The following is a 20,793-nucleotide window of genomic DNA, read 5'->3' as shown; positions in this document are numbered from 1 at the left end:
TTTGCCGTTGCCGCCAAGCGGGCAGCGGCTGTTAGCCATTAGTCGCAGTTAAGATGCAATTTGGCCGCAGACCGGATAGCTTAAGGCCATGACATTTGGGGGATCTTTATGAATTTAACCTGGTCTGCCCTGGGAGACAGGGCGCTGGTGCTGACCCTGGATCAGTGCGACACCCAGGCCCAGCGCCAGTTGCACTGGTTGGCCAAACAATTGGCGGCTTGCCAAGGGGTAAGCGAAACCGTGCCTGGCATGGGCAACCTCACCTTATTACTCGAAAGCCCGGCCTGCCCCATGGCGCCCCTGGCCAAAAAAGCGCTGGCGCTGTGGCAAGAACGGCCGGAAGCGGCCAACGTGGGCAAATTGCACCGCATCCCGGTGCGCTACAAGGGCCCAGATCTGCACCAAGTTGCCGAATACACCGGTCTTACCGAAGACAAAGTCATCGCCCGCCACAGCCAGGTGGTTTACGAGGTGGCCTTTGTCGGTTTTATGCCGGGCTTTGCCTATCTGACCGGCATGGATAAACGCCTGGCCATGCCAAGGCGCGCCGAGCCACGGCTTCAGGTACCGGCCGGGGCCGTGGCCATTGCCGGCCAGCAAACCGGCATCTACCCGCGCCAAAGCCCGGGCGGCTGGCAGATCATCGGCTACACCGACTCGCCGCTTTTTGACATCAGCCAAACGCCCCCGGCCCTGCTGCAGCCCGGCGACCAAATTCAGTTTGAGGTGAGCCGTGATTGAAGTGCTCAAAGGCGGCATCATGGCCAGCCTCCAAGACGGCGGCCGCCCGGGTTATCGCAGCCAGGGGGTACCAGCCGGTGGCGCCATGGACCCTTTGGCCCTGGCGGTAGCCAACCTGCTACTGAAAAAGCCGGCCGACGCCCCGGCAATCGAAATCACCTTCGGCCAGACCCAGCTGCGCTTTAAAAAAGCCGGTTGGGTAGCGCTGACCGGTGCCGACCTTGGCGCCAGCTTTAACGGCGAGCCCATTACCCCGGGTTGGCGTTTTAAGGTCGAGCCCGGGCAAATTCTGCATTTTCGCCAACCCAAGCACGGCTTTCGCGCCTATCTGGCCCTGAGCGGCGAGATAGCGGCGCCCAAGGTACTGGGCTCTGCCAGCGTGGACTTGGGCTCGGGGTTCAATAAGCCCCTTGCCACCGGCGAAGAGCTTGATTGGCAACCCGCTGGTGACTTTAACGGCCCGCTTTATGTGAGGGTGCCGGAGACCGGGCGCCTTAGGGTGCTGCCAGGGCCGGAGTTTCAAACCTTCGACAAACTGGCCCAGGGCATTTTCTGGCACACCGACTGGAAAATCACTGCCGATGCCAACCGCATGGGCTATCGCCTGGCTGGCCCCAGCCTGCACCGGCTGGTGGGGGACGAGCTGCCCTCCCACGGGGTGGTGCCGGGCACGGTGCAGGTGCCGGCCAATGGCCAGCCCATTATCCTTGGGGTCGATGCCCAGGCCACTGGCGGTTACCCGGTATTTGGGGTGATCGTGGCGAGCGATCTGTGGCAGATGGGGCAACTGGGCCCGGGGCGGCAAATAAGCTTTATCCCCACCACCCAGGACGAGGCGCGCCAGGCCTGGCAGCAGCACTGCGATTACCTTAAGCATGTGGAGCAGTACGTTGCAGCGAATTGATTTTAATGCCGATCTTGGCGAAGGCGCGCCCTTTGACCGGGAGCTGATGGCGCTGGTGAGCTCGGCCAACATCAGCTGTGGCTTTCATGCCGGCGATGTAGCCCTTAGCGCCCGCACCATCGACTTAGCTCTGGAGCACAACGTTGCCATCGGCGCTCACCCCAGCTTTGACGATAAAGCCAATTTTGGCCGCACCCCTATGGCGCTGAGCCCTGATGCGGTGTTCGACCTGGTGCTCTACCAATGCGGCGCCATCAAAGCCCTGGTGGAGGCCAGAGGCGGCACATTGCACCACGTCAAACCCCACGGCGCCCTCTATAACCAGGCCGCCAAAGACGCAGACCTGGCCGGCGCCATCGCCAAAGCCGTCAAAGCCCTCGACCCGAAACTCAAGCTCTATGGCCTGGCGGGCAGCCTGTCGCTACAAGCAGCCCAAAACGCCGGGCTTGAAAGCGTATCCGAAGTCTTTGCCGATAGGCGCTATTTAAGTGATGGCAGCCTGATGCCCCGCAGCCAGCCGGGGGCGGTATTGAGTGACGACGACGAGGTGCAAGCCCAGGTGCTGGCCATGGTGCAGCGCGGTGAAGTTATTGCCGCTAACGGCCAGCCTATTGCCCTTGCCGCTCAGACCCTATGCCTGCATGGGGACAACGCCCATGCCCTGAGCCTTGCCAAGCGCCTTAATCAGCGCCTTGGCGCCCTTGGCATTGATATCGAGGCCCCTTGATGGACGCCGTTTCCTACTGGCCATTGTTGGGGGTATTGGTGGTCGTTGTCGGCTTTGCCCTTCGCGCCAATCCGCTGCTGGTGGTGACCCTGGCCGGGGTGGCAACCGGCCTTGCCGCCGCCCTGCCCTTTACCCAAATTCTGCGCTATCTGGGCGAAGGTTTTACCCACACTCGCACCTTGAGCCTGATTTTGGTGCTGCCGCTGGCCGTTATCGGTCTTTTGGAGCGTAACGGCCTGCGCGAGCAAGCCGGCAACTGGATTGGCCGCTTTCAGCGCATCTCCGCCGGGCGCCTGCTGGCGCTGTACCTGCTGGCCCGGGAAGTCACCGCCGCCCTCGGCCTTACCAGCCTTGGCGGCCACCCACAGATGGTGCGCCCCTTGCTGGCGCCCATGGCCGAAGGAGCAGCGGGCAAGGCCTTTGGCCCGTTGAGCCATGAAGAGCAGCAAAGGCTTCGCGCCATGGCCGCCGCTACCGACAACGTTGGCCTCTTTTTCGGCGAAGACATCTTCGTGGCCTTTGGCGCGGTGATGCTGATGCACAGCTTTCTCACCGAAAACGGCATTGACGTGGAGCCGCTGCATATCGCTTTTTGGGGTATTCCCACCGCCCTTTGCGCGCTGTTAATCCATGGCAGCCGGGTACTCTACCTTGACAGACAACTGGCCAAAGGCCGGCTGCGGAGGCCGCGGTGAGCATCAGTTTTTTCTACGCCCTGGCCGGGGTTTTGCTGTTGGGTAACGCCGTATTAACGGCGCTGGATAACAGCCACCCCAGGCGCTTGGCCTCAAGCCTGTTTTGGGGAGTGTACGGGCTGCTGTTTTTACTGGGCGACTGGCTGCCGCCAGTGCTGTGCGGCGCCCTGGTGCTGCTGATGGGGCTATTGGGGGGGCTGAACCTTGTTAAACCCAAGGCCCATCAAGAGCCTGACACCAAGGCCCGTGAGCAAGGGGCGCTGCGCCTTGGCAGCCGTCTGTTCTGGCCGGCCCTTTGTATTCCCGCTATCACTCTGACTGGCAGCCTCGCCTTTCCCTGGCTAAAGGAGCAGGGCTTTGACTGGGTGTCGGGCAACGCCACCCTGGTGAGCCTCGGTATCGCCTGCGTTATCGCCTTTGCCCTTGCCTGCCATCTCACCCGCGAGTCGCCTCTACAAGGGCTCAAAGAAAACAGCCGCCTGGTAGACGCCATCGGCTGGGCATTGCTGTTACCGCAGATGTTGGCCACCTTGGGCATTTTGTTTGCCAAGGCCGGTGTCGGAGACAGCGTGGCAAGCCTGGTGGGCGAGGTGCTACCCAAGGGCGTCGAGTTTTGGGCCATCGCCGCCTACGCCATTGGCATGGCAGTGTTTACCATGATCATGGGGAACGCCTTTGCCGCCTTCCCAGTGATAACAGCCGGTGTCGGTATCCCCTTTCTTATCAACGATTACCACGGCAACCCGGCCGTGATGGCGGCCATCGGCATGTTCAGCGGCTACTGCGGTACCCTGATGACGCCCATGGCCGCCAACTTCAATCTGGTGCCCGCCGCCTTGCTGGAACTGGACGACCGGCATGGGGTGATAAAAGCCCAGTTGCCCACCGGCCTGATGCTGCTGGGGGCCAATATCCTGCTGTTATGGTGGTTGCTATGAAGATATTGCTGACCGGCTTCGAGCCCTTCGGGGGCGAGCCTATCAACCCCTCCTGGGAGGCGGTAAAGGCCCTGGCGGGCTACCGCGACGCGGTGGTGAGCCTGATGCTGCCCTGCGTGTTTGATAAAAGCCTGGAGGTGCTGGGAGATGTGGCAAGGGCGCTGGAGCCAGAGGTTATCCTCTCGGTGGGCCAGGCCGGTGGGCGAAGCGGCATTAGCCTTGAAAAGGTCGCCATTAACCTCAACGACGCCCGCATTCCCGACAACGCCGGGGCCCAGCCGGTGGATAGTGCCGTTATCGAAGGGGCGCCCAACGCCTACTTTGCCTCGTTGCCGGTTAAACGCCTGACAGCGGCCCTGAAGGAAAAGCAAATCGAGGCCCAGGTATCGTTCAGTGCCGGCACCTATGTGTGCAACCATGTATTCTTCGGCGCTTGCCACCTGGCACAAAGCCTTCCCTCCAGGCCTTCGGTAGGGTTTGTCCATATCCCCTTTTTACCGGAGCAGGCAGAGCGTAACGGCCATGCCCCAGCCATGGCCCTTGCCGAGCAGATAACGGCCCTGAAGGTGCTGATTGATGCCCTGCTGGCCGGAGGCGATGAGCTTCACACCAGCGCCGGCACCACCCACTGATAAAGGAAACCTCCATGCGCAAACTGCTGTTATTGCTGCTGATTGTCAGCCCCCTTGGCTGGGGCAAGACGCTGCTTATCATGGGCGATTCCCTGAGCGCCGGTTATGGCCTTAAAACCGACCAAACCTGGGTTAAGCTACTGTCTGACAAGGTAAAAGACCAAGCCGATGGCTGGCAGGTGGTCAATGCCAGCATCAGCGGCGAAACCACCGCCGGCGGCTTAAGAAGACTGCCAGCCATCCTCAAGGAACAAAAGCCGGCGCTGGTGCTGATTGAGCTGGGCGGCAATGACGGCCTGCGCGGCTACCCCATCGCCACCATGCAAGAAAACCTCGAAAAGATGGTCAGGCTCAGCCAGCAGGCCGGTGCCAAGGTGATGGTGATGGAGATTTGGCTGCCTCCCAATTACGGCCCCCGTTACCTCGACCGCTTTAAGGCCACCTTTAAAACCGTTGCCGACACCACTGGCGCCACCTGGCTGCCCTTTTTCGGCAAGGATATCGCCCTTGATAACGGCATGATCCAGGCCGACGGCATTCACCCCACCGCCAAGGCCCAGCCGCTGATCATGGAAGCGGTGTGGCAGGATGTGAGCCCAGCCCTTCGCTAACCGATAGCCACAAAGATGCGATAGCAAATCAAGCCAAGGATGGCGAGGGTACCTATCCACATCATCAACACACCGGAGTTTTGGGCCCGGTTGTTAAAGCCAAACCCCAGCATGGCGATGCCAAAGCAGAAAATGCCAAATGAAACCCAGAATGCTTCCATAGCGCCCACCCTTGCTGCTTGATTGTTATGTCACTTCTATCCTATTGCCCGAGCAGGGTTTTCTCCATAAAGCAGATCAATAAAAGCGCGGCGTAAATCTTAAAGCTCGAAGCACCGCTTTACAGGAGCACAGGACGTGCGAGCCGCAAATACCCGCCATGGACGGTTTATGATGCAGACATCGAAAGGATGCTGGCAGCAAAGTGCCGCCTAACCACAACGCAGATAAAGAAAAAGGCCGCTCTTTCGAGTGGCCCTTGGTTTTAGTGGAGCCAGGCTGGGTAAAGCTCGAAGCCCGAAGCACCGCTTTGGGCACAGCTTTACGCAAGGCCAGGACGGCCGAGCCGGCAGGCGGCGCCAGGGACGGCTTATACCGCAGTTCTTTATAGAGACACTGGTTGCACGGCAGTGACTCTGCCGTTCTGAACCTGAAAAAGAAAAAGGCCACTCTTACGAGTGGCCTTCAATTTGGTGGAGCTAGGCGGGATCGAACCGCCGACCTCTTGCATGCCATGCAAGCGCTCTCCCAGCTGAGCTATAACCCCAAATTGTGGCGTCCCCTAGGGGATTCGAACCCCTGTTACCGCCGTGAAAGGGCGGTGTCCTAGGCCTCTAGACGAAGGGGACAAAAATCAGGTTTTGCAAAGCGCTGCTTTGCACCGATTTTTGTAAGGCTGACTTTGCTGGTCAAAGTCGAGCGGCTTATCCGCTTTTGCCTCACACCGATGCTAGGACATCGATGATTTATTTGGTGGAGCTAGGCGGGATCGAACGGGGCAACCTTTGCCGCCGACCTCTTTTCCGGCATAACCGAAATCCGCTTTGTTCCTAATTGGTGGAGCTAGGCGGGATCGAACCGCCGACCTCTTGCATGCCATGCAAGCGCTCTCCCAGCTGAGCTATAACCCCAAATTGGCGTCCCCTAGGGGATTACGAATCACCTTCGGTGATTCTCCCTTCGGGCCAGCCTTTCGGCTGTTCTAAAACGCGTTGCGTTTTAGTCGAACTGCAGGGCTTCTCACCCCTAGGAAACGCTTCTGGTAAGCGTCACCTCAGTTCTAAATTGGCGTCCCCTAGGGGATTCGAACCCCTGTTACCGCCGTGAAAGGGCGGTGTCCTAGGCCTCTAGACGAAGGGGACAAAAATCAGGTTTTGCAAAGCGCTGCTTTGCACCGATTTTTGTAAGGCTGACTTTGCTGGTCAAAGTCGAGCGGTTTAGCCGCTTTTACCTCACACCGATGCTAGGACATCGATGATTTATTTGGTGGAGCTAGGCGGGATCGAACCGCCGACCTCTTGCATGCCATGCAAGCGCTCTCCCAGCTGAGCTATAACCCCAAAACCCTGTATCAACCTGCTTTGCTGGTGCAGGCCGAATTGTCACTCTTTTCAGAGCTGATTGCCGCTATGAAGCCGCAATCGGTGTTTGGTGGAGCTAGGCGGGAGCGAACGGGGCAACCTTTGCCGCCGACCTCTTTTCCGGCAACGCCGAAAACCGCCTATTTCCTGAATTTGGTGGAGCTAGGCGGGATCGAACCGCCGACCTCTTGCATGCCATGCAAGCGCTCTCCCAGCTGAGCTATAGCCCCAATGCTAGGGGAGGCGTGCTCCCCTTCAGTGCGAGGCGCATTCTATGCAGCCCCTATTTTCCTGTCAACACGCTTTTGTCAGTCGGCTGCGCGTTTGGCGATAAAATCAACGGCTTGGTCCAGGCGGGCCAGGCAGCGGGTTTTACCGATAAGGTGCGCGGTCACATCCAAAGACGGAGACTGGCCGGCGCCGGTGATGGCAACGCGCAGCGGCATACCCACTTTACCCATACCCACACCCAATTCGTCGGCGGTACCTTGGATAGCTTCGTGGATGGCTTCAACTGTCCAATCGGTCAGCGCAGCCAGCTTTACCTTCACCAGCTCCAGCGGCTCTTTGGCCACGGGGCGCAGGTGTTTCTTGGCGGCGCCTTCTTCAAACTCGCTGAAGTCTTCAAAGAAGTAGCGGCTTTGGGCAGCCAGTTCTTTGAGGGTATTGACCCGCTCGCCCAGCACGGCAATCACGGCTTCAAGGCTTGGGCCATTGCTGGTGTCGATGGCTTGGTCAGCCATGTGCCACTCAAGGAACTTGGCCACTTCCGCGGCTGGCAGGGTACGAATGTAGTGGTTGTTCAGCCAGTTGAGCTTTTCGGTGTTAAAGGCACTGGCGGCTTTGTTGACCGCTTCGAGGGTAAAGAGCTCGACCATCTCCTGGATGCTGAACACTTCTTGGTCGCCATGGGACCACCCCAAACGCACCAGGTAATTCAAAAGTGCCTGCGGCAGGTAACCGTCGTCACGGTATTGCATGACCGACACGGCGCCATGGCGCTTAGAGAGCTTTTTACCGTCGTCGCCCAAAATCATCGACACGTGGGCATACACCGGCACCGGCGCGCCCAGGGCTTTGAGGATGTTGATTTGGCGCGGCGTGTTGTTGATGTGGTCTTCACCGCGCACCACGTGGGTGATGCCCATGTCCCAGTCGTCTACCACCACACAGAAGTTGTAGGTAGGGCTGCCGTCGGTGCGCTGGATGATGAGGTCGTCCAGTTCTTTGTTGCCAATCTCGATGGGGCCGCGGATTTGGTCATCAAAGATAACGCTGCCGTCTTCGGGGTTTTTAAAACGGATAACGAACGGCTCGTCGCTGCCATGCTCGCTGTGGTCATGGCGGCATTTGCCGTCATAACGGGGCTTCTCGCCCTTGGCCATTTGCTCTTCACGCATGGCGTCGAGGCGCTCGATGGAGCAATAGCATTTATAAGCAGTGCCGGCTTCGAACATCTGCGCGATGACATCGCGGTAACGGTCAAAACGTTTGGTTTGGTAGTAAGGGCCTTCGTCCCATTTCAGATCCAGCCAGTTCATGCCATCCATGATGGCTTCAATGGCTTGCGGAGTGGAGCGTTCCAGATCGGTGTCTTCAATACGCAGCACAAACTCGCCATGGTGATGGCGGGAGAACAGCCAGGAATACAGAGCGGTGCGAGCGCCGCCAACGTGAAGGAAACCAGTAGGACTGGGAGCAAAGCGAGTTTTGACTTTCATGGACACACTTATCTGTTGAAAGGCCGGAGCGGGACAAGGGGCTTATTCTAGCACCGCAACCAAGGGACCCAAACACCCAAGGCGCTGAAAAATTCAGCATTCAAGCGGGGTTGCGGTGAATTGGGTTGACAGTGAAAAAGCCCTCCCTATAATACCGCTCCACATGGCAGGGGTGATTAGCTCAGCTGGGAGAGCACCTCCCTTACAAGGAGGGGGTCACTGGTTCGAACCCGGTATCACCCACCATATTCCTCTTGAGGAACCTGCCAGCCAAATTAAAACGTGCCGTCATGCTTCCCAGGACGCCACTACAGATTTAGGGTGATTAGCTCAGCTGGGAGAGCACCTCCCTTACAAGGAGGGGGTCACTGGTTCGAACCCGGTATCACCCACCATATAAATTGGTTTTTGCCTTCTGCGAGAGCACCTCCCGCTGATACAAGAACCGGGGATAACAGGCTAAAACCTGGTATCACCACCATATACAACGTGTCGTCATGCTTCCCAGGACGCCACTACAGATTTAGGGTGATTAGCTCAGCTGGGAGAGCACCTCCCTTACAAGGAGGGGGTCACTGGTTCGAACCCGGTATCACCCACCATATAAATCGGTTAGCGAAATAAGTTCGGTAACCTACAACGTGTCGTCACTCTTCCCAGGGCGCCACTACAGATTTAGGGTGATTAGCTCAGCTGGGAGAGCACCTCCCTTACAAGGAGGGGGTCACTGGTTCGAACCCGGTATCACCCACCATATAAATTGGTTTTTGCCTTCTGCGAGAGCACCTCCCGCTGATACAAGAACCGGGGATACAGGCTTAAACCTGGTATCACCACCATATACAACGTGTCGTCATGCTTCCCAGGACGCCACTACAGATTTAGGGTGATTAGCTCAGCTGGGAGAGCACCTCCCTTACAAGGAGGGGGTCACTGGTTCGAACCCGGTATCACCCACCATATTGAAAAGCCACCTTCGGGTGGCTTTTGCTTATCGGACTTTGATTGCCAAGGTGAAGCACCTCCCACCGATACAAGAACCGGGGGTAACAGGTCCAAGCCCGGTATCACCCACCACATTGAAAAGCCACCTTCGGGTGGCTTTTTGCTTATCGGACTTTGATTGCCAAGGTGAAGCACCTCCCGCTGATACAAGAACCGGAGGTAACAGGTCCAACCTGGTGTCACCCACCCTATTGAAAAGCCACCTTCGGGTAGCTTTTTGCTTTATTACGATGACCAAGGTGCAGCTCCTCCCGCCAATACAAGCACCGGGGGTAACAGCGCCAACCCGGTATCACCCACCCTATTGAAAGCCACCCTCTCCCGACCCTTGCCGCTTGTGAACGCTCTGTCATTCATGCTAATGGTATTTAATATACCGTATACAAAAAGGAATCGGCGATGGTAAAGCGTTACTTCCCTATGGCAGCTGTCAGCCTGCTAGCGGCCTTGGCGCTGTCTGCTTGCCAAAGCCAGCAGGCCAGCCCGCTGGCTGGAGTGTGGCTGTTTGGTAAAGAGGTTCAGGACTTCCCTGGGGTGCGGATGATAGAGATAAAGGCCCAGGGAGACGGCTACACCGGCACCATGACCACCGACTGGTACGGCCCCATGCCGATGAAGGACCTGACAGTGAAAGACGGGGTAGCCACCTTTGGCATATTCAACGGCAATGCCCGGGTACCGGTTAGAACCTGGACGGCTCGCCTTGATGGCGACAAGCTCCATGTCACTGGCGAGGTCTGGTATGGCAAGCTCGACAACGATGCGGTGCGCGGCAGCCAAGCCGACGCCGAAAAGCGCCGCTTTCATCTAACCACCCTGCCCCCTTATGCCGAGCTTTCCCCTGACGGCCTTGCCCAAACGCCGCCCATGGGCTGGAGCAGCTGGAACAAGTTTGCCGATCATATCGACGATAAAACGGTGCGCGAAATTGCCGATGCCATGGTCAGCTCCGGCCTTCGCGACGCCGGGTATCGCTACATCAATATTGACGACGGCTGGCAAGGCCAGCGCGGCGCCGATGGCCAGATCCAGCCCAACCCTCGCTTTCCCGATATGAAAGCCCTGGCCGATTACGTGCACAGCAAGGGCCTGAAGCTGGGGATCTACAGCTCACCCGGCCCCAAGACCTGCGCCGGTTACGAGGGCAGCTATGGCCATATTCAGCAAGACGCCGCCACCTACGCCGCCTGGGGCATTGATTATTTGAAATACGATCTCTGCTCGGGCGAAGCCTTCTATCAAAACGCCGAGCAGATCCGCGCCAGCTACCAGGAGATGGGTCAGGCGCTACGCGCCACCGGCCGCGCCATCGTCTATAGCCTTTGCGAATACGGCCGCGGCGATGTGGGCAGTTGGGGGAGGAACGTCGGTGGCCACCTGTGGCGCACCACAGGTGACATTGAAGATAAGTATCAGGTCATGGCCAAGCTCGGCTTTGATGGCAACGGCAGCCCCCAACATGCCGGCCCCGGCGGCTGGAACGACCCAGACATGCTGGAAGTGGGCAACGGTGGCATGAGTGTTGAGGAATACCGCACCCATATGACCCTCTGGGCCATGTCGGCGGCGCCGCTATTAATGGGCCACGACCTTCGCACCATGGACCAGCAAACCGCCAGCCTGCTGGAAAACCCCGAGGTGATCGCCATCGACCAAGATCCCAACGGCATTCAAGGCCAGGCGGTGCGAAAGGTTAACGGCGCTGAGATTTGGGCCAAACCCCTTGCTGGCGGCGCCGTTGCCCTGGCGCTCTTTAACCGCACCGATACCCCCCAGAGCGTCGAATTTAGCGCCAAAGACGCCGGTTTAAGCCAATTGGCGACCCTTCGCGACCTTTGGGCGCATCAGGCACTGGCTGCGGATACCCGGCACATTACGCTCCCGGCCCATGGTGCGGCGCTACTTCAGGTAAGCGGTAGCCCGCTGTAAAAAAGGCCGCATCTGCGGCCTTTTTTATTTGATATCGGTGGAGCGGTACACCGTTTTGATGAGATGCCAGCCAAACTTGGTTTTCACCGGGCCATGCACTTCAAAAAGCGGTTTTTTAAAGACCACATCGTCAAAGGCTTTGACCATATCGCCCTTGCGAAACTCCCCTAAATCGCCGCCCCGGCGCTTGGAGGGGCACAGGGAATGCTGCTTGGCCAGTTTGTTAAAGTCGGCCCCTTTTTTCAGCTGCTCAAGCAGCTTCTCGGCCTCTTGCTGGGTTTTCACCAGAATGTGATATGCGCTGGCTGTGGCCATCATTTTGCTCCTCTTGCTAAGGCCGTTATTGTCCCACTGCCAGCCTTCGCCGCCAAGGCCGCCATGGCTTTCACTTTATTCGTAGCCAGCCATCTTTTGACAATCAAGAAACGTACAACGCCCTACCACATGGTTCTTGCAGTCGCTGCAAAAGTGTATGCACATGAACGTAACTTATTGCCACACTTTTATTTTTCTGCAAAAAGCCTAGGCTGTATTAATGCAGTTATCCCTGAAATCAAGGGCAGACATGTGGTAACTTTACCACGCCTTAAATAAAGGATTATTGTATTATGATTGTGTTTTCTCTTATCTTTCTTCTGCTCGGCCTGGCGCTGCTGGTAGGCGGTGTCTGGCTGATAGCCCTGGGTGGCAGTTGGTACTACGCCGTCACCGGCCTAGTACTGCTGGTGGTGGGCGCCCTCACCAAAAACCGCCGCACCTCCGCCCGCCTGCTCTATGCCGCATTCCTGGTGGCAACTGCCGTTTGGGCATTGTGGGAATCAGGTTACGACTGGTGGCCCCTTGCCACCCGCATGGGCCTGTTCCTGATCCTGGCCATTCCGCTGCTGCTCGCGACCAAAAGCAACAAAGGCGGCGTCAAGGTACTGCTGCCGGTTTGGGCCGTGTTAGTGGTTGGCACCCTCGCCTCTACCTTGGTGGACAAACACAAGATTGACGGCGAGCTCAGCACCGAAATCAAGGTCGCAGCACCCAATCTTGGCGACGCCCCCGCTGACGGCTGGCAAGCCTATGGCCGTAGCAACATGGGCCAGCGCTACTCGCCCCTGGACCAAATTACCCCCGCTAACGTCAACAACCTTGAGCTTGCCTGGCAATACCAGACGGGCGATAAAAAAGGCCCCGGGGATGTGGGCGAAACCACTTACGAGGCAACCCCTCTTAAGCTGGGCAACACCCTTTACCTGTGTACGCCCCATAACTGGTTAGTGGCCCTGGACGCCGACTCTGGCAAAAAGGTGTGGCAATACAAGGCGGCCATTGAGCCTGACTTGCAGCGCCAGCACCAAACCTGCCGCGGCGTATCCTATCTGCCCAGCACCTCTGGCCAATTGCCGGTGGCCAAGGTGATGGACGCGCCGTCCGAGTCGCTGGCGCCAATCGCCTGCGATGCCGAGCTGTTCTTACCGACTTCTGATGCCAAGCTCATCGCCCTGGACCCGGCAACCGGCGCTCGCTGCCAGAACTTTGCCGACAACGGCGTGCTGGATCTCACCCAGCACATGCCCTTTAAGCAGCACGGCTATTACTACTCCACCTCGCCGCCGCTGGTAGCAAAGGGTAAGGTGATTGTCGCAGGCTCGGTAAACGACAACTACGCGGTCAACTCTCCCTCCGGGGTGATCCGCGCCTTTGACGCCCGCACCGGCCAATTGCTGTGGAATTTCGACTCCGGTAACCCGGACCAAACCGCCCCTCTGGGCGCCGGCGAGGTCTACACCCCCAGCTCCCCCAACAGCTGGTCTGTGGCCAGTGCCGACGAGAAACTGGGCCTGGCCTACTTCCCCATGGGTAACCGTACCCCGGACCAACTGGGCATGTATCGAAGTCCCGCCGAGGAGAAATACGCCACTTCAGTGCTGGCGCTGAACCTCGACACTGGTAAGCCTGCCTGGGTGCAGCAGTTTATTCACCACGACCTTTGGGACATGGACACTCCTGCCCAACCGGTATTGCTGGATCTGCAAACCCAAAATGGCCTGGAGCCGGCGCTGGTGGTACCCACCAAGCAAGGGGACGTTTATGTGCTAAACCGGGCCACCGGCCAGCCCATCTTCCCCATCACCGAAGAGCCGGCGCCCCAGGGCACCGATATTCCAGGCGACCACACCTCGCCCACCCAGCCGAGCTCGGCGCTTAACTTCAAGCCGCCGAGTCTTAAAGAGTCCGACATGTGGGGCGCCAGCCCGCTGGACCAGCTGTGGTGCCGCATCGAGTTTAAAACCCTCAACTACCAAGGGCAGTACACGGCCCCCTCTACCAAGGGCACCATTGTCTTCCCCGGTAACTTTGGGGTCTTCAACTGGGGCAGCGTGGCGGTAGACCCAAAACGCCAGGTGATGTTCGGCATGCCGCTGTATCTGGCCTTTACCTCCACCCTGGTGAAAAAAGACGGTTCCGACCTGGGCCCGGCCAACCAAGGGGAACATGGCCTTAACGCCAACGAAGGCGGCCCTTATGCGGTTGATATGAAGCCGTTCTTGTCGCCCCTTGGTGTGCCCTGCCAGCAGCCTCCCTGGGGCTATGTGGCAGGGGTGGATCTGAGCACCGGTAAAAAAGTGTGGCAGCACAAGAACGGTACCATCCACGATATGACCCCCCTGCCCTTGCCCATCAAGATGGGCGTGCCCGGCATCGGCGGCCCGGTTATTACAGCCGGAGGCGTGGTGTTTATGTCGGCGGCGGTGGATGATTACATCCGCGCCTACGACCTGACTTCCGGCAAGGTGCTGTGGCAGGCCCGCCTGCCCGCCGGCGGTCAGGCCACCCCCATGACCTACGTCAACAGCAAAGGCGAGCAAATGGTGGTGCAGGTTGCCGGGGGCCACGGCTCCATCGGTACCACCATCGGCGACTACGTGGTGGCCTACAAGCTCAAGCACTAAGGGATAAACCCCAACAAAAAGCCCGGCAGATGCCGGGCTTTTTATTGCGCTGCTCTTAGAGCTAGAGCGCCATCTTGCCGCGCACGGCGCGGGCCGAGGGCAGCACGTCGATATTGCAGGCATCGAAGCTGTCAGCCCGGGCCATTTTCCACATCCTCGAATAAAACTCCCCTTCAAAGCTCTCATCCAGCAACTCGCCGGGTTTGAGAAAGACGTGGATCTGCGAGAACAAACGCACCTCGGTGGTGCTGGTACGGCGCACCAGGTGGTGAGGGCCGATGTCACCGGGGCAGTCGATGCCGGCGGCGGCCAGCATTTCGGCCAGGGTGTGCAGGGTATTGCGGTGAAAGTTATAAACCCGCTGCGCTTTATCCGGCACCACCAGCGCCTGTTGGCGCAGAGCATCCTGGGTCGCTACCCCGGTGGGGCACTTGTTGGTATGGCAAGACTGGGACTGAATACAACCGATGGCGAACATAAAGCCGCGGGCGGCATTTACCCAATCGGCGCCGATGGCCATGATGCTGGCAATATCAAAGGCCGAAACAATCTTGCCCGAGGCCCCCAGCTTGATTTTGTCCCGCAAGTTAATGCCCACCAAGGTGTTGTGAACAAACAGCAAACCTTCGCGAAGCGGTAGGCCGATGTTGTCAGAAAATTCCCTCGGCGCGGCGCCGGTGCCCCCTTCTTTACCGTCGATAACGATAAAGTCGGGCAGGATTTGCGTTTCCAGCATGGCTTTGGCGATGCCCATAAACTCCCAGGGGTGGCCGAGGCACAGCTTAAAGCCCACCGGTTTGCCTCCCGACAGCTCACGTAGCTGGGCGATAAAGTGCATCAGCTCGGTAGGGTTGGAAAAGGCGCTGTGGCTGGAGGGTGACACGCAGTCGCGGTCCATGGGCACGCCACGGGTGGTAGCGATTTCGGCGGTGATCTTGTGCTTGGGCAAGATGCCGCCATGGCCCGGCTTGGCGCCCTGGCTGAGCTTGATTTCAATCATCTTGACCTGGGGGTCCTGGGCCTGGCTTTCAAACTTGTTTGGGTCAAAGCCGCCCTGATCGTTACGGCAACCAAAATAGCCGCTACCCAGCTCCCAGATAAGGTCGCCGCCAAATTCGCGGTGATAGGGGCTGATGCTGCCCTCGCCGGTGTCGTGGGCAAAGTTGCCCATCCGGGCGCCTTTATTGAGCGCGCGAATGGCATTGGCCGACAGCGCCCCAAAACTCATGGCAGAGATATTGAAGATAGAGGCCGAGTAAGGCTGGCGGCACTGGGGCCCGCCCACCTGCACCCGAAATTCGATGGGGTCTTTGACCGGCAGTGGCCGCATGGAGTGGCCGATAAATTCAAAGCCCGGCTTGTAGACATCCACCAGGGTGCCAAAGGCCTTCTCGCCTCCTTCGTTCTTGGCGCGGGCATACACCAAGGAGCGCTGGGCCCGTGAAAAGGGCAGCTTTTCGTCGTCCCCTTCCAGCAGGTATTGGCGAATTTCCGGGCGGATAAACTCCACCAGGTAGCGGATATGGCCCAGCACCGGGTAGTTACGGCACACCGAATGGCGCTCCTGGCGAAGGTCGTGAATGCCCACCAGGGTCAACAGGCCGGTCAGGATAAACAGCGCCCACAGCCCCGGATGCTGGGACAGAAAGGGAATAACCAGAAGGGTAATAAGAATGCAGCCGCCAAAGAAGGCGTAGCGGCTCAGCAGTGATAATTTCATCCGTTATTGTCCTTGAAAAAGTGACTTATAAGGCCGAGCTCGTTGGCGACGGCCAGCTGCATAGCAGACAGGCTGTGCCAGCAACGGGAGTGAGTCAAGTTTCCCAGTAAAGGCAGCTTCCCCGGCCTTTACCGCCCTCACTCATATTGAGGCCTCATTAGCATAAGGACATTGCCACCGGTTAACAGCCTTTTGGCTGTAAGAGAGCGTTTCAGCCCTTTTTTGCAGCCATAAAAAAACGCCCCATCTGGGGCGTTTTTTAACAGGCGAATGCCTTATTTATCGGGCAAGGCGTAGGCCACGATGTAGTCGCCCAGCTTGGTGCCGAAGGAGCCGTGGCCACCGGCCGCAATCACCACGTATTGCTTGCCATTGACCGAATAGGTCATGGGGGTAGCCTGGCCACCGGCCGGCAGGCGCGCCTGCCACAGTTGCTCGCCGTTGGTCATGTTAAAGGCGCGCAGGTAGTTATCGGCAGTGGCGCCGATAAAGATGAGGTTACCGGCGGTGCTGATGGGGCCACCCAGCATCGGCATACCCATGCGGAACGGCAAAGGCAGCGGCGAGCTGTCACGCACCGTGCCCAGGCGTTTTTTCCACACCACCTTGTTGGTTTTAAGGTCAACACCGGTCAAATAGCCCCAGGCCGGCTGCTTACAAGGCAGGCCAAAAGGTGACAAGAAGGCGTTGAGGGTCACGCCATAAGGCACGCCGTATTGCGGCTGGATACCCGACTCAGTGCCAGTGCCTTTGGCACCCGGCTCGGGCTCCATGGGGTTACCCGGGCCACGGGGCATCAGGCGAGACACAAAAGGCAGCGCCATGGGGTTGGCAATGGCCACCTGACGGCTTTGGTCAACCGAGATACCGCCCCACTCGAACATGCCGAGGTTACCGGGGAACACCAAGGTGCCCTGCTCGGAAGGCGGGGTGAAGATGCCGTCATAACGCAGCTTGTGGAAGATAACCCGGCACACCAGCTGGTCGTACATGGTGGCGCCCCACATGTCGGCGCCGCTCATATTCTCTTTGGGCCTGAAGCTCAAGTCAGAAAAAGGCTGGGTTGGGGAGACGTAGTCGCCTTTGGCAGCGCCCTGGGGCACCGCTTTCTCCGGAGCCGGTACCACCAGCTTGCCGTTACGGCGGTCCAGCACAAAGATGTTGCCTGTTTTGGCCGGGGCATACACCACGGGCACGACGTTACCGTCTTTGTCTTTGATGTCGGCCAGGGTCGGCTGGGACGGAATGTCCATGTCCCACAGGTCATGGTGCACGGTCTGATAAGACCAGGCCAGCTTACCGGTGGTGGCATTGAGGGCCAAAATGGCGCTGGCGTAACGCTCCTGCTCAGGGGTGCGGTTACCGCCCCAGATATCGGGGGTAGTGACCCCGGTAGGGATATAGACCAGATCCAGCTTTTTATCGTAGGCAGAGGGCGCCCAGGAGTTGGGGGAGTTGAAGGTGTAGTGCTCACCCTCGCCTGGGATCTTATTGGGATCTTTGGCGCCCGGGTCAAAGGCCCACTTCAAAGCCCCGGTGACAATGTCAAAGCCGCGGATAACGCCGGAGGGCTCGCGGGTAGAGAAGTTGTCGGTGACGGCGCCAGCCACGACGATGGTCTGGTCGGTCACGATGGGCGGCGAAGTCGGCTCGTACATGCCGGAGGTTTGCACCGGCTGACGGTCTTGCAGATCCAGCACGCCTTTGTCGGCAAAATCATCGCAAAGGGCGCCGGTGTCGGCATTCACGGCATAGAGGTGGCCATCGTTAACCGGCAGGTAAATGCGCCGGCTGCAAGCGCCGCCCTTGAGGCGGGCGTCATCGGCAGCAAAGGCATGATAAGACACGCCGCGGCAGGTTACGTGCTGGAAGGACGGGTCGGTCTTGAGCTTAGGATCGAACACCCATTTTTTCTGGCCGGTGGCCGCATCCAGGGCAAACAGCATCTGGTGCGGGGTACACAGGTACAGGGTGTTACCCACTTTGAGCGGGGTTACTTCGTCGGTTATTTCACCCGGGTCGCTGGCGCGCTTCATGTCGCCGGTGCGAAACACCCAGGCTTGCTTAAGCTCGTGCACGTTGTCGGCGTTGATCTGCTTAAGGGGCGAGTAACGCTGGCCTTCCTGGGTGCGCCCGTAAGCGCTCCAGTCGCCGTCGGCAACCTCGGTGTCAACCACCGGGCCGCTGGCTGCGGTAGGCAGCTCGCCGTTGATTTCCTGCGGGTCGTTGAACACGGCGTAGGCCAGGATAACGCCGCTAATCACCAGCGCCGAGCCAAGGGCCGGGTAGGCCAGCTTTGACGGCGTGGTGAGTTTGCGCCAGATAACCGGCAGCATCAGCCAGATGCCGAAGAACACCAGCACGTCGCAGCGTGGCGTCAGGGCCCAGAAGTCGGAGCCGACTTCCGCCAGGCCCCAGATCATGGTGCCCAGCAGCAGCACGGCATAAAGCAGCAGGGCGGCAGCCCTGCGTTTTTTCAGCAGCACCGTCACTGCCAGCATCAAGATACCGGCAATAAGGTAATACCAGGAACCACCGATGGCGATAAGCCAGATGCCCCCGGCAAATAAATACAGCCCGGTAAGTGCGGCAAAGATTACCGTTAACGTTACCAGTAAACTGGAATTGGACTCGTTGCTTTTCATATAACCAACCATTAATGAAGGCGTAAAGCGCGACACCTAGAAATATAAGTTAAGACGACAATCCTCGGTAAAACAAACCCGCCTTTTACGTTGACGTAAATACCGGATTTTTTAATCGAAACGCCATGGCGAGCGTTGCCCGAAAGTGACATTGCTTGTCACCGCATCGGGCAGCCGCCTGTGCCGGCAGGTATTGAAACCGCTGATCGTCTTGTTGCGCTCCGGCTTGGCTTGGCGCTTTGGCACCTTATCCGCGACCACCTGGGGTGGCCGGCGCCCGGCTCGGGAGTGAAATGTAGGGTGGCAGAAGAACAATTCGCCTTTGCCTGTATCGGCAATTAGGGAAATTGTTTAAGGCGGGGATAATAGCTATAAACAATTAACTGATAAAGAACGCTTATTGTAAAAGTCCGTTTATAAAAAACCAAAACCGGTTCAATTGCTTAAAAATTGAAAGAATGAATTCTTTTTAAACAAAAACGGCTCTGGTAATACCAGCATACTTTTTATTTTTAAATCAATTTAAGGCAATCCAGGCCATCGAGGGCCATGTGAATAAGCAGCCCTACCCCCACCCAGCGGGTTTTGGGTAGCAGCGCCAATACCAGATAAAGGGCAATGGCCCAGGGTTGATGAAGCGGGTGAAAACCGATGGAGCAGCGCAGTGGGTCAAACACCGGGGTGGCCAGCAGATGGTCGGCATCCACCAGCATGGTGGCCCACATCACCAGCAGCGCCTTCTTCCACTGGGCTCGCCAAAACACCAGTGCCACCACCAGCGGCACCAGAAAGTGCAGCACCATATGCAGGTTGCTCGACAGCATGCTCAGCTTTGCGGGCGGTCGCGCCACAGGTGTGGCAGGTAGCGCGAGCTCAGGAGATACACTAGGCCCCAGCTGCTTACCGCCAGTTGGATGGCCTGCCAGGGGTTGTAATCGCCATGGCCCTGGCTGATGTCAAACACTACCAGGCCAAGATCGGCCAGCATCGCCACTTTTAGCAGCCAGCCCTGCTGGCGCCAGGCCCACCAAAAGCCGTCTTTGCTGTCCACTTGCCGCAGGCCGTTCAGCCACAGGCACAGCAGCGCCGGGATGGCCGGCAACAATTGCGGCCAGGCTTGGCTGAAATCGGGCATCAGCCACTCTAAAAAGGCGCCACCACTGGCGCCGCCCATCAACGAGCCCAGCCAGATAATGGGGTAGCGCAGCAGCCAGAACAGCAAGATCCAAAGGGCCCTTGGCAGTTTAAAGAGGCCTTTGGCGTCCAACTGCCCGGGGTGAAATACCGGCTCAACCATGGCGGTTGGCGTGGATCATGTTCAGCACGTCCTGCTTGGCATCGCGGATATGGTGGCTAAGGCGCTCCACCGCGTCGTCGATGCGTTGCTCGCGGCAACAGGCCAGCAGCGCTTCGTGTTCGCCCTCAGCCCGCTGGACACCGCCGTCCAGCATCAGGTGCAGGCGCACGTAGCGGTCGGCATGGAGATTGAGGTTTTGGATCAGCTCCAGGGTCCGTGGCCGGTTGGCGCCCACGTACAGGCTCAGGTGAAACTGTCGGTTAAGGCCGGCCCAGTTTTGGATGGAGTCTTCCTTAAGGGCGGCATCCATTTGCAGCAAAAAGCCCTGGGACTGGTGCAAATCAAGGGCGCTGAGGTGGGGAATGGAGCGCGCCAGCAGATCCGGCTCAATCAGTAGCCGGATATCAAACAATTCCTCGGCCTGCTCCACCGACAAGGGCGTTACCCGCGCGCCCTTGTGGGCCTCGAAGTCGATAAGGCCTTCGGCCTCCAGCTGCATCATGGCCTCGCGCACCGGAATACGGCTGACATTCAGGCTCTCGGCGATGAGATTTTGGCGCAGCGGCTCACCGGCCTTGAGCTCGCCGGACAAAATGGCGTCGCGCAGGCTGTCCAGGACAAAAGCGGTGCGGGTTTTATGAATGGTGGTCGCGGGCTTACTGCTCATGGTCGATGCAAAAAGGCAGACAATCGCAGCAGTATATCGGCTTCTTTTGTGCGGCTCCATCGGCAAAAACAACACCACAAAAAGACATCTTTTAACCAA

17 protein-coding genes and 11 tRNA genes are annotated in these 20,793 nt (G+C 58.5%); 14 read left to right on the top strand and 14 right to left on the bottom strand.

Going from position 1 to position 20,793, the window contains the following annotated elements; genetic code table 11:
- The first annotated feature begins 108 nt into the window (after positions 1 to 108).
- Genes pxpB through AC22G1_RS07015 form a run of 7 tightly spaced genes read left to right on the top strand, consistent with a single transcriptional unit; the run spans position 109 to position 5,248 of the window.
- Positions 109 to 741, top strand: coding sequence for a 5-oxoprolinase subunit PxpB (gene pxpB / locus AC22G1_RS07045; RefSeq protein ID WP_487316124.1), 633 nt, complete (start codon positions 109 to 111; stop codon positions 739 to 741).
- The gene (locus tag AC22G1_RS07040; RefSeq protein WP_487316123.1) at positions 734 to 1,645 is read left to right on the top strand and encodes a 5-oxoprolinase subunit C family protein; all 912 of its coding nucleotides are present in this window, start codon (positions 734 to 736) and stop codon (positions 1,643 to 1,645) included. The genes pxpB and AC22G1_RS07040 overlap by 8 nt, the downstream gene beginning before the upstream one ends.
- A 46-nt stretch (positions 1,646 to 1,691) precedes the next feature.
- The gene (locus tag AC22G1_RS07035; RefSeq protein ID WP_487316700.1) at positions 1,692 to 2,372 is read left to right on the top strand and encodes a 5-oxoprolinase subunit PxpA; all 681 of its coding nucleotides are present in this window, start codon (positions 1,692 to 1,694) and stop codon (positions 2,370 to 2,372) included.
- Positions 2,369 to 3,067 (top strand): DUF969 domain-containing protein, encoded by a 699-nt coding sequence (locus tag AC22G1_RS07030; protein ID WP_487316122.1) that lies wholly within the window; start codon positions 2,369 to 2,371, stop codon positions 3,065 to 3,067. The genes AC22G1_RS07035 and AC22G1_RS07030 overlap by 4 nt, the downstream gene beginning before the upstream one ends.
- The gene (locus AC22G1_RS07025) at positions 3,064 to 4,005 is read left to right on the top strand and encodes a DUF979 domain-containing protein (RefSeq protein WP_487316121.1); all 942 of its coding nucleotides are present in this window, start codon (positions 3,064 to 3,066) and stop codon (positions 4,003 to 4,005) included. Before AC22G1_RS07030 ends, AC22G1_RS07025 begins: the two co-directional genes overlap by 4 nt.
- On the top strand, positions 4,002 to 4,637 hold the full coding sequence (pcp, locus tag AC22G1_RS07020; RefSeq protein ID WP_487316120.1) for a pyroglutamyl-peptidase I: 636 nt from the start codon (positions 4,002 to 4,004) through the stop codon (positions 4,635 to 4,637). The genes AC22G1_RS07025 and pcp overlap by 4 nt, the downstream gene beginning before the upstream one ends.
- Positions 4,638 to 4,651: 14 nt before the next feature.
- Positions 4,652 to 5,248: an arylesterase gene (locus tag AC22G1_RS07015; RefSeq protein WP_487316119.1), complete on the top strand. Its 597-nt coding sequence runs from the start codon at positions 4,652 to 4,654 to the stop codon at positions 5,246 to 5,248.
- Here AC22G1_RS07015 and AC22G1_RS07010 read toward each other — a convergent pair.
- From AC22G1_RS07010 to gltX, 8 genes are all read right to left on the bottom strand, one after another.
- Positions 5,245 to 5,409 (bottom strand): hypothetical protein, encoded by a 165-nt coding sequence (locus AC22G1_RS07010; RefSeq protein ID WP_417356435.1) that lies wholly within the window; start codon positions 5,407 to 5,409, stop codon positions 5,245 to 5,247. The two genes, AC22G1_RS07015 and AC22G1_RS07010, sit on opposite strands and share 4 nt — an antisense overlap.
- A 469-nt stretch (positions 5,410 to 5,878) precedes the next feature.
- Positions 5,879 to 5,954 (bottom strand) — tRNA-Ala (locus AC22G1_RS07005).
- A gap of 6 nt (positions 5,955 to 5,960) precedes the next feature.
- Positions 5,961 to 6,036: transfer RNA gene (locus tag AC22G1_RS07000), tRNA-Glu, on the bottom strand.
- A 206-nt stretch (positions 6,037 to 6,242) separates the two neighbouring features.
- Positions 6,243 to 6,318, bottom strand: a tRNA-Ala gene (locus tag AC22G1_RS06995).
- A 155-nt stretch (positions 6,319 to 6,473) separates the two neighbouring features.
- A tRNA-Glu gene (locus tag AC22G1_RS06990) sits at positions 6,474 to 6,549 on the bottom strand.
- 122 nt (positions 6,550 to 6,671) lie between these two features.
- A tRNA-Ala gene (locus tag AC22G1_RS06985) sits at positions 6,672 to 6,747 on the bottom strand.
- A gap of 175 nt (positions 6,748 to 6,922) precedes the next feature.
- Positions 6,923 to 6,998 (bottom strand) — tRNA-Ala (locus AC22G1_RS06980).
- A 78-nt stretch (positions 6,999 to 7,076) separates the two neighbouring features.
- Positions 7,077 to 8,489 (bottom strand): glutamate--tRNA ligase, encoded by a 1,413-nt coding sequence (gltX, locus tag AC22G1_RS06975; RefSeq protein WP_487316118.1) that lies wholly within the window; start codon positions 8,487 to 8,489, stop codon positions 7,077 to 7,079.
- Positions 8,490 to 8,659: 170 nt separating this feature from the next.
- Here gltX and AC22G1_RS06970 point away from each other — a divergent pair.
- The 6 genes from AC22G1_RS06970 (at position 8,660) to AC22G1_RS06945 (ending at position 11,423) form a co-directional block, all read left to right on the top strand.
- Positions 8,660 to 8,735 (top strand) — tRNA-Val (locus tag AC22G1_RS06970).
- Positions 8,736 to 8,808: 73 nt separating this feature from the next.
- A tRNA-Val gene (locus tag AC22G1_RS06965) sits at positions 8,809 to 8,884 on the top strand.
- Positions 8,885 to 9,015: 131 nt separating this feature from the next.
- Positions 9,016 to 9,091 (top strand) — tRNA-Val (locus AC22G1_RS06960).
- Positions 9,092 to 9,167: 76 nt separating this feature from the next.
- A tRNA-Val gene (locus AC22G1_RS06955) sits at positions 9,168 to 9,243 on the top strand.
- Positions 9,244 to 9,373: 130 nt separating this feature from the next.
- Positions 9,374 to 9,449, top strand: a tRNA-Val gene (locus AC22G1_RS06950).
- Between the two features lie 444 nt (positions 9,450 to 9,893).
- Positions 9,894 to 11,423 (top strand): glycoside hydrolase family 27 protein, encoded by a 1,530-nt coding sequence (locus AC22G1_RS06945; RefSeq protein ID WP_487316117.1) that lies wholly within the window; start codon positions 9,894 to 9,896, stop codon positions 11,421 to 11,423.
- A gap of 24 nt (positions 11,424 to 11,447) precedes the next feature.
- On the opposite strand, the gene ppiC is transcribed toward AC22G1_RS06945, so the two are convergent.
- Entirely contained in the window at positions 11,448 to 11,741 is a 294-nt protein-coding gene (gene ppiC / locus AC22G1_RS06940) for a peptidylprolyl isomerase PpiC (RefSeq protein WP_198173973.1), read from the bottom strand.
- 290 nt (positions 11,742 to 12,031) lie between these two features.
- Between ppiC and AC22G1_RS06935 the strand changes: the two genes are divergently transcribed.
- Positions 12,032 to 14,365 carry a glucose/quinate/shikimate family membrane-bound PQQ-dependent dehydrogenase gene (locus tag AC22G1_RS06935; protein WP_487316116.1) on the top strand — a complete coding sequence of 778 codons (2,334 nt, stop codon included), beginning with the start codon at positions 12,032 to 12,034 and terminating at the stop codon, positions 14,363 to 14,365.
- A gap of 61 nt (positions 14,366 to 14,426) precedes the next feature.
- Here the strand turns inward: AC22G1_RS06935 and AC22G1_RS06930 are convergent, their stop codons facing one another.
- The 5 genes from AC22G1_RS06930 to AC22G1_RS06910 form a co-directional block, all read right to left on the bottom strand.
- Entirely contained in the window at positions 14,427 to 16,085 is a 1,659-nt protein-coding gene (locus AC22G1_RS06930; protein WP_487316115.1) for an FMN-binding glutamate synthase family protein, read from the bottom strand.
- 275 nt (positions 16,086 to 16,360) lie between these two features.
- Positions 16,361 to 18,730, bottom strand: a complete 2,370-nt coding sequence (locus AC22G1_RS06925) for a glucose/quinate/shikimate family membrane-bound PQQ-dependent dehydrogenase (RefSeq protein ID WP_487316114.1) — start codon at positions 18,728 to 18,730, stop codon at positions 16,361 to 16,363.
- A 512-nt stretch (positions 18,731 to 19,242) separates the two neighbouring features.
- On the bottom strand, positions 19,243 to 19,554 hold the full coding sequence (locus tag AC22G1_RS06920; protein ID WP_487316113.1) for a DUF6122 family protein: 312 nt from the start codon (positions 19,552 to 19,554) through the stop codon (positions 19,243 to 19,245).
- A 2-nt stretch (positions 19,555 to 19,556) separates the two neighbouring features.
- Positions 19,557 to 20,027, bottom strand: coding sequence for a DUF2919 family protein (locus AC22G1_RS06915; protein WP_487316112.1), 471 nt, complete (start codon positions 20,025 to 20,027; stop codon positions 19,557 to 19,559).
- Positions 20,020 to 20,694 carry a GntR family transcriptional regulator gene (locus tag AC22G1_RS06910; protein WP_487316111.1) on the bottom strand — a complete coding sequence of 225 codons (675 nt, stop codon included), beginning with the start codon at positions 20,692 to 20,694 and terminating at the stop codon, positions 20,020 to 20,022. Before AC22G1_RS06910 ends, AC22G1_RS06915 begins: the two co-directional genes overlap by 8 nt.
- Between the last annotated feature and the right edge of the window lie 99 nt (positions 20,695 to 20,793).

It is taken from the genome of Gallaecimonas zhanjiangensis (genome assembly GCF_057624825.1).
This window is presented reverse-complemented; position numbering and strand designations above follow the sequence as displayed.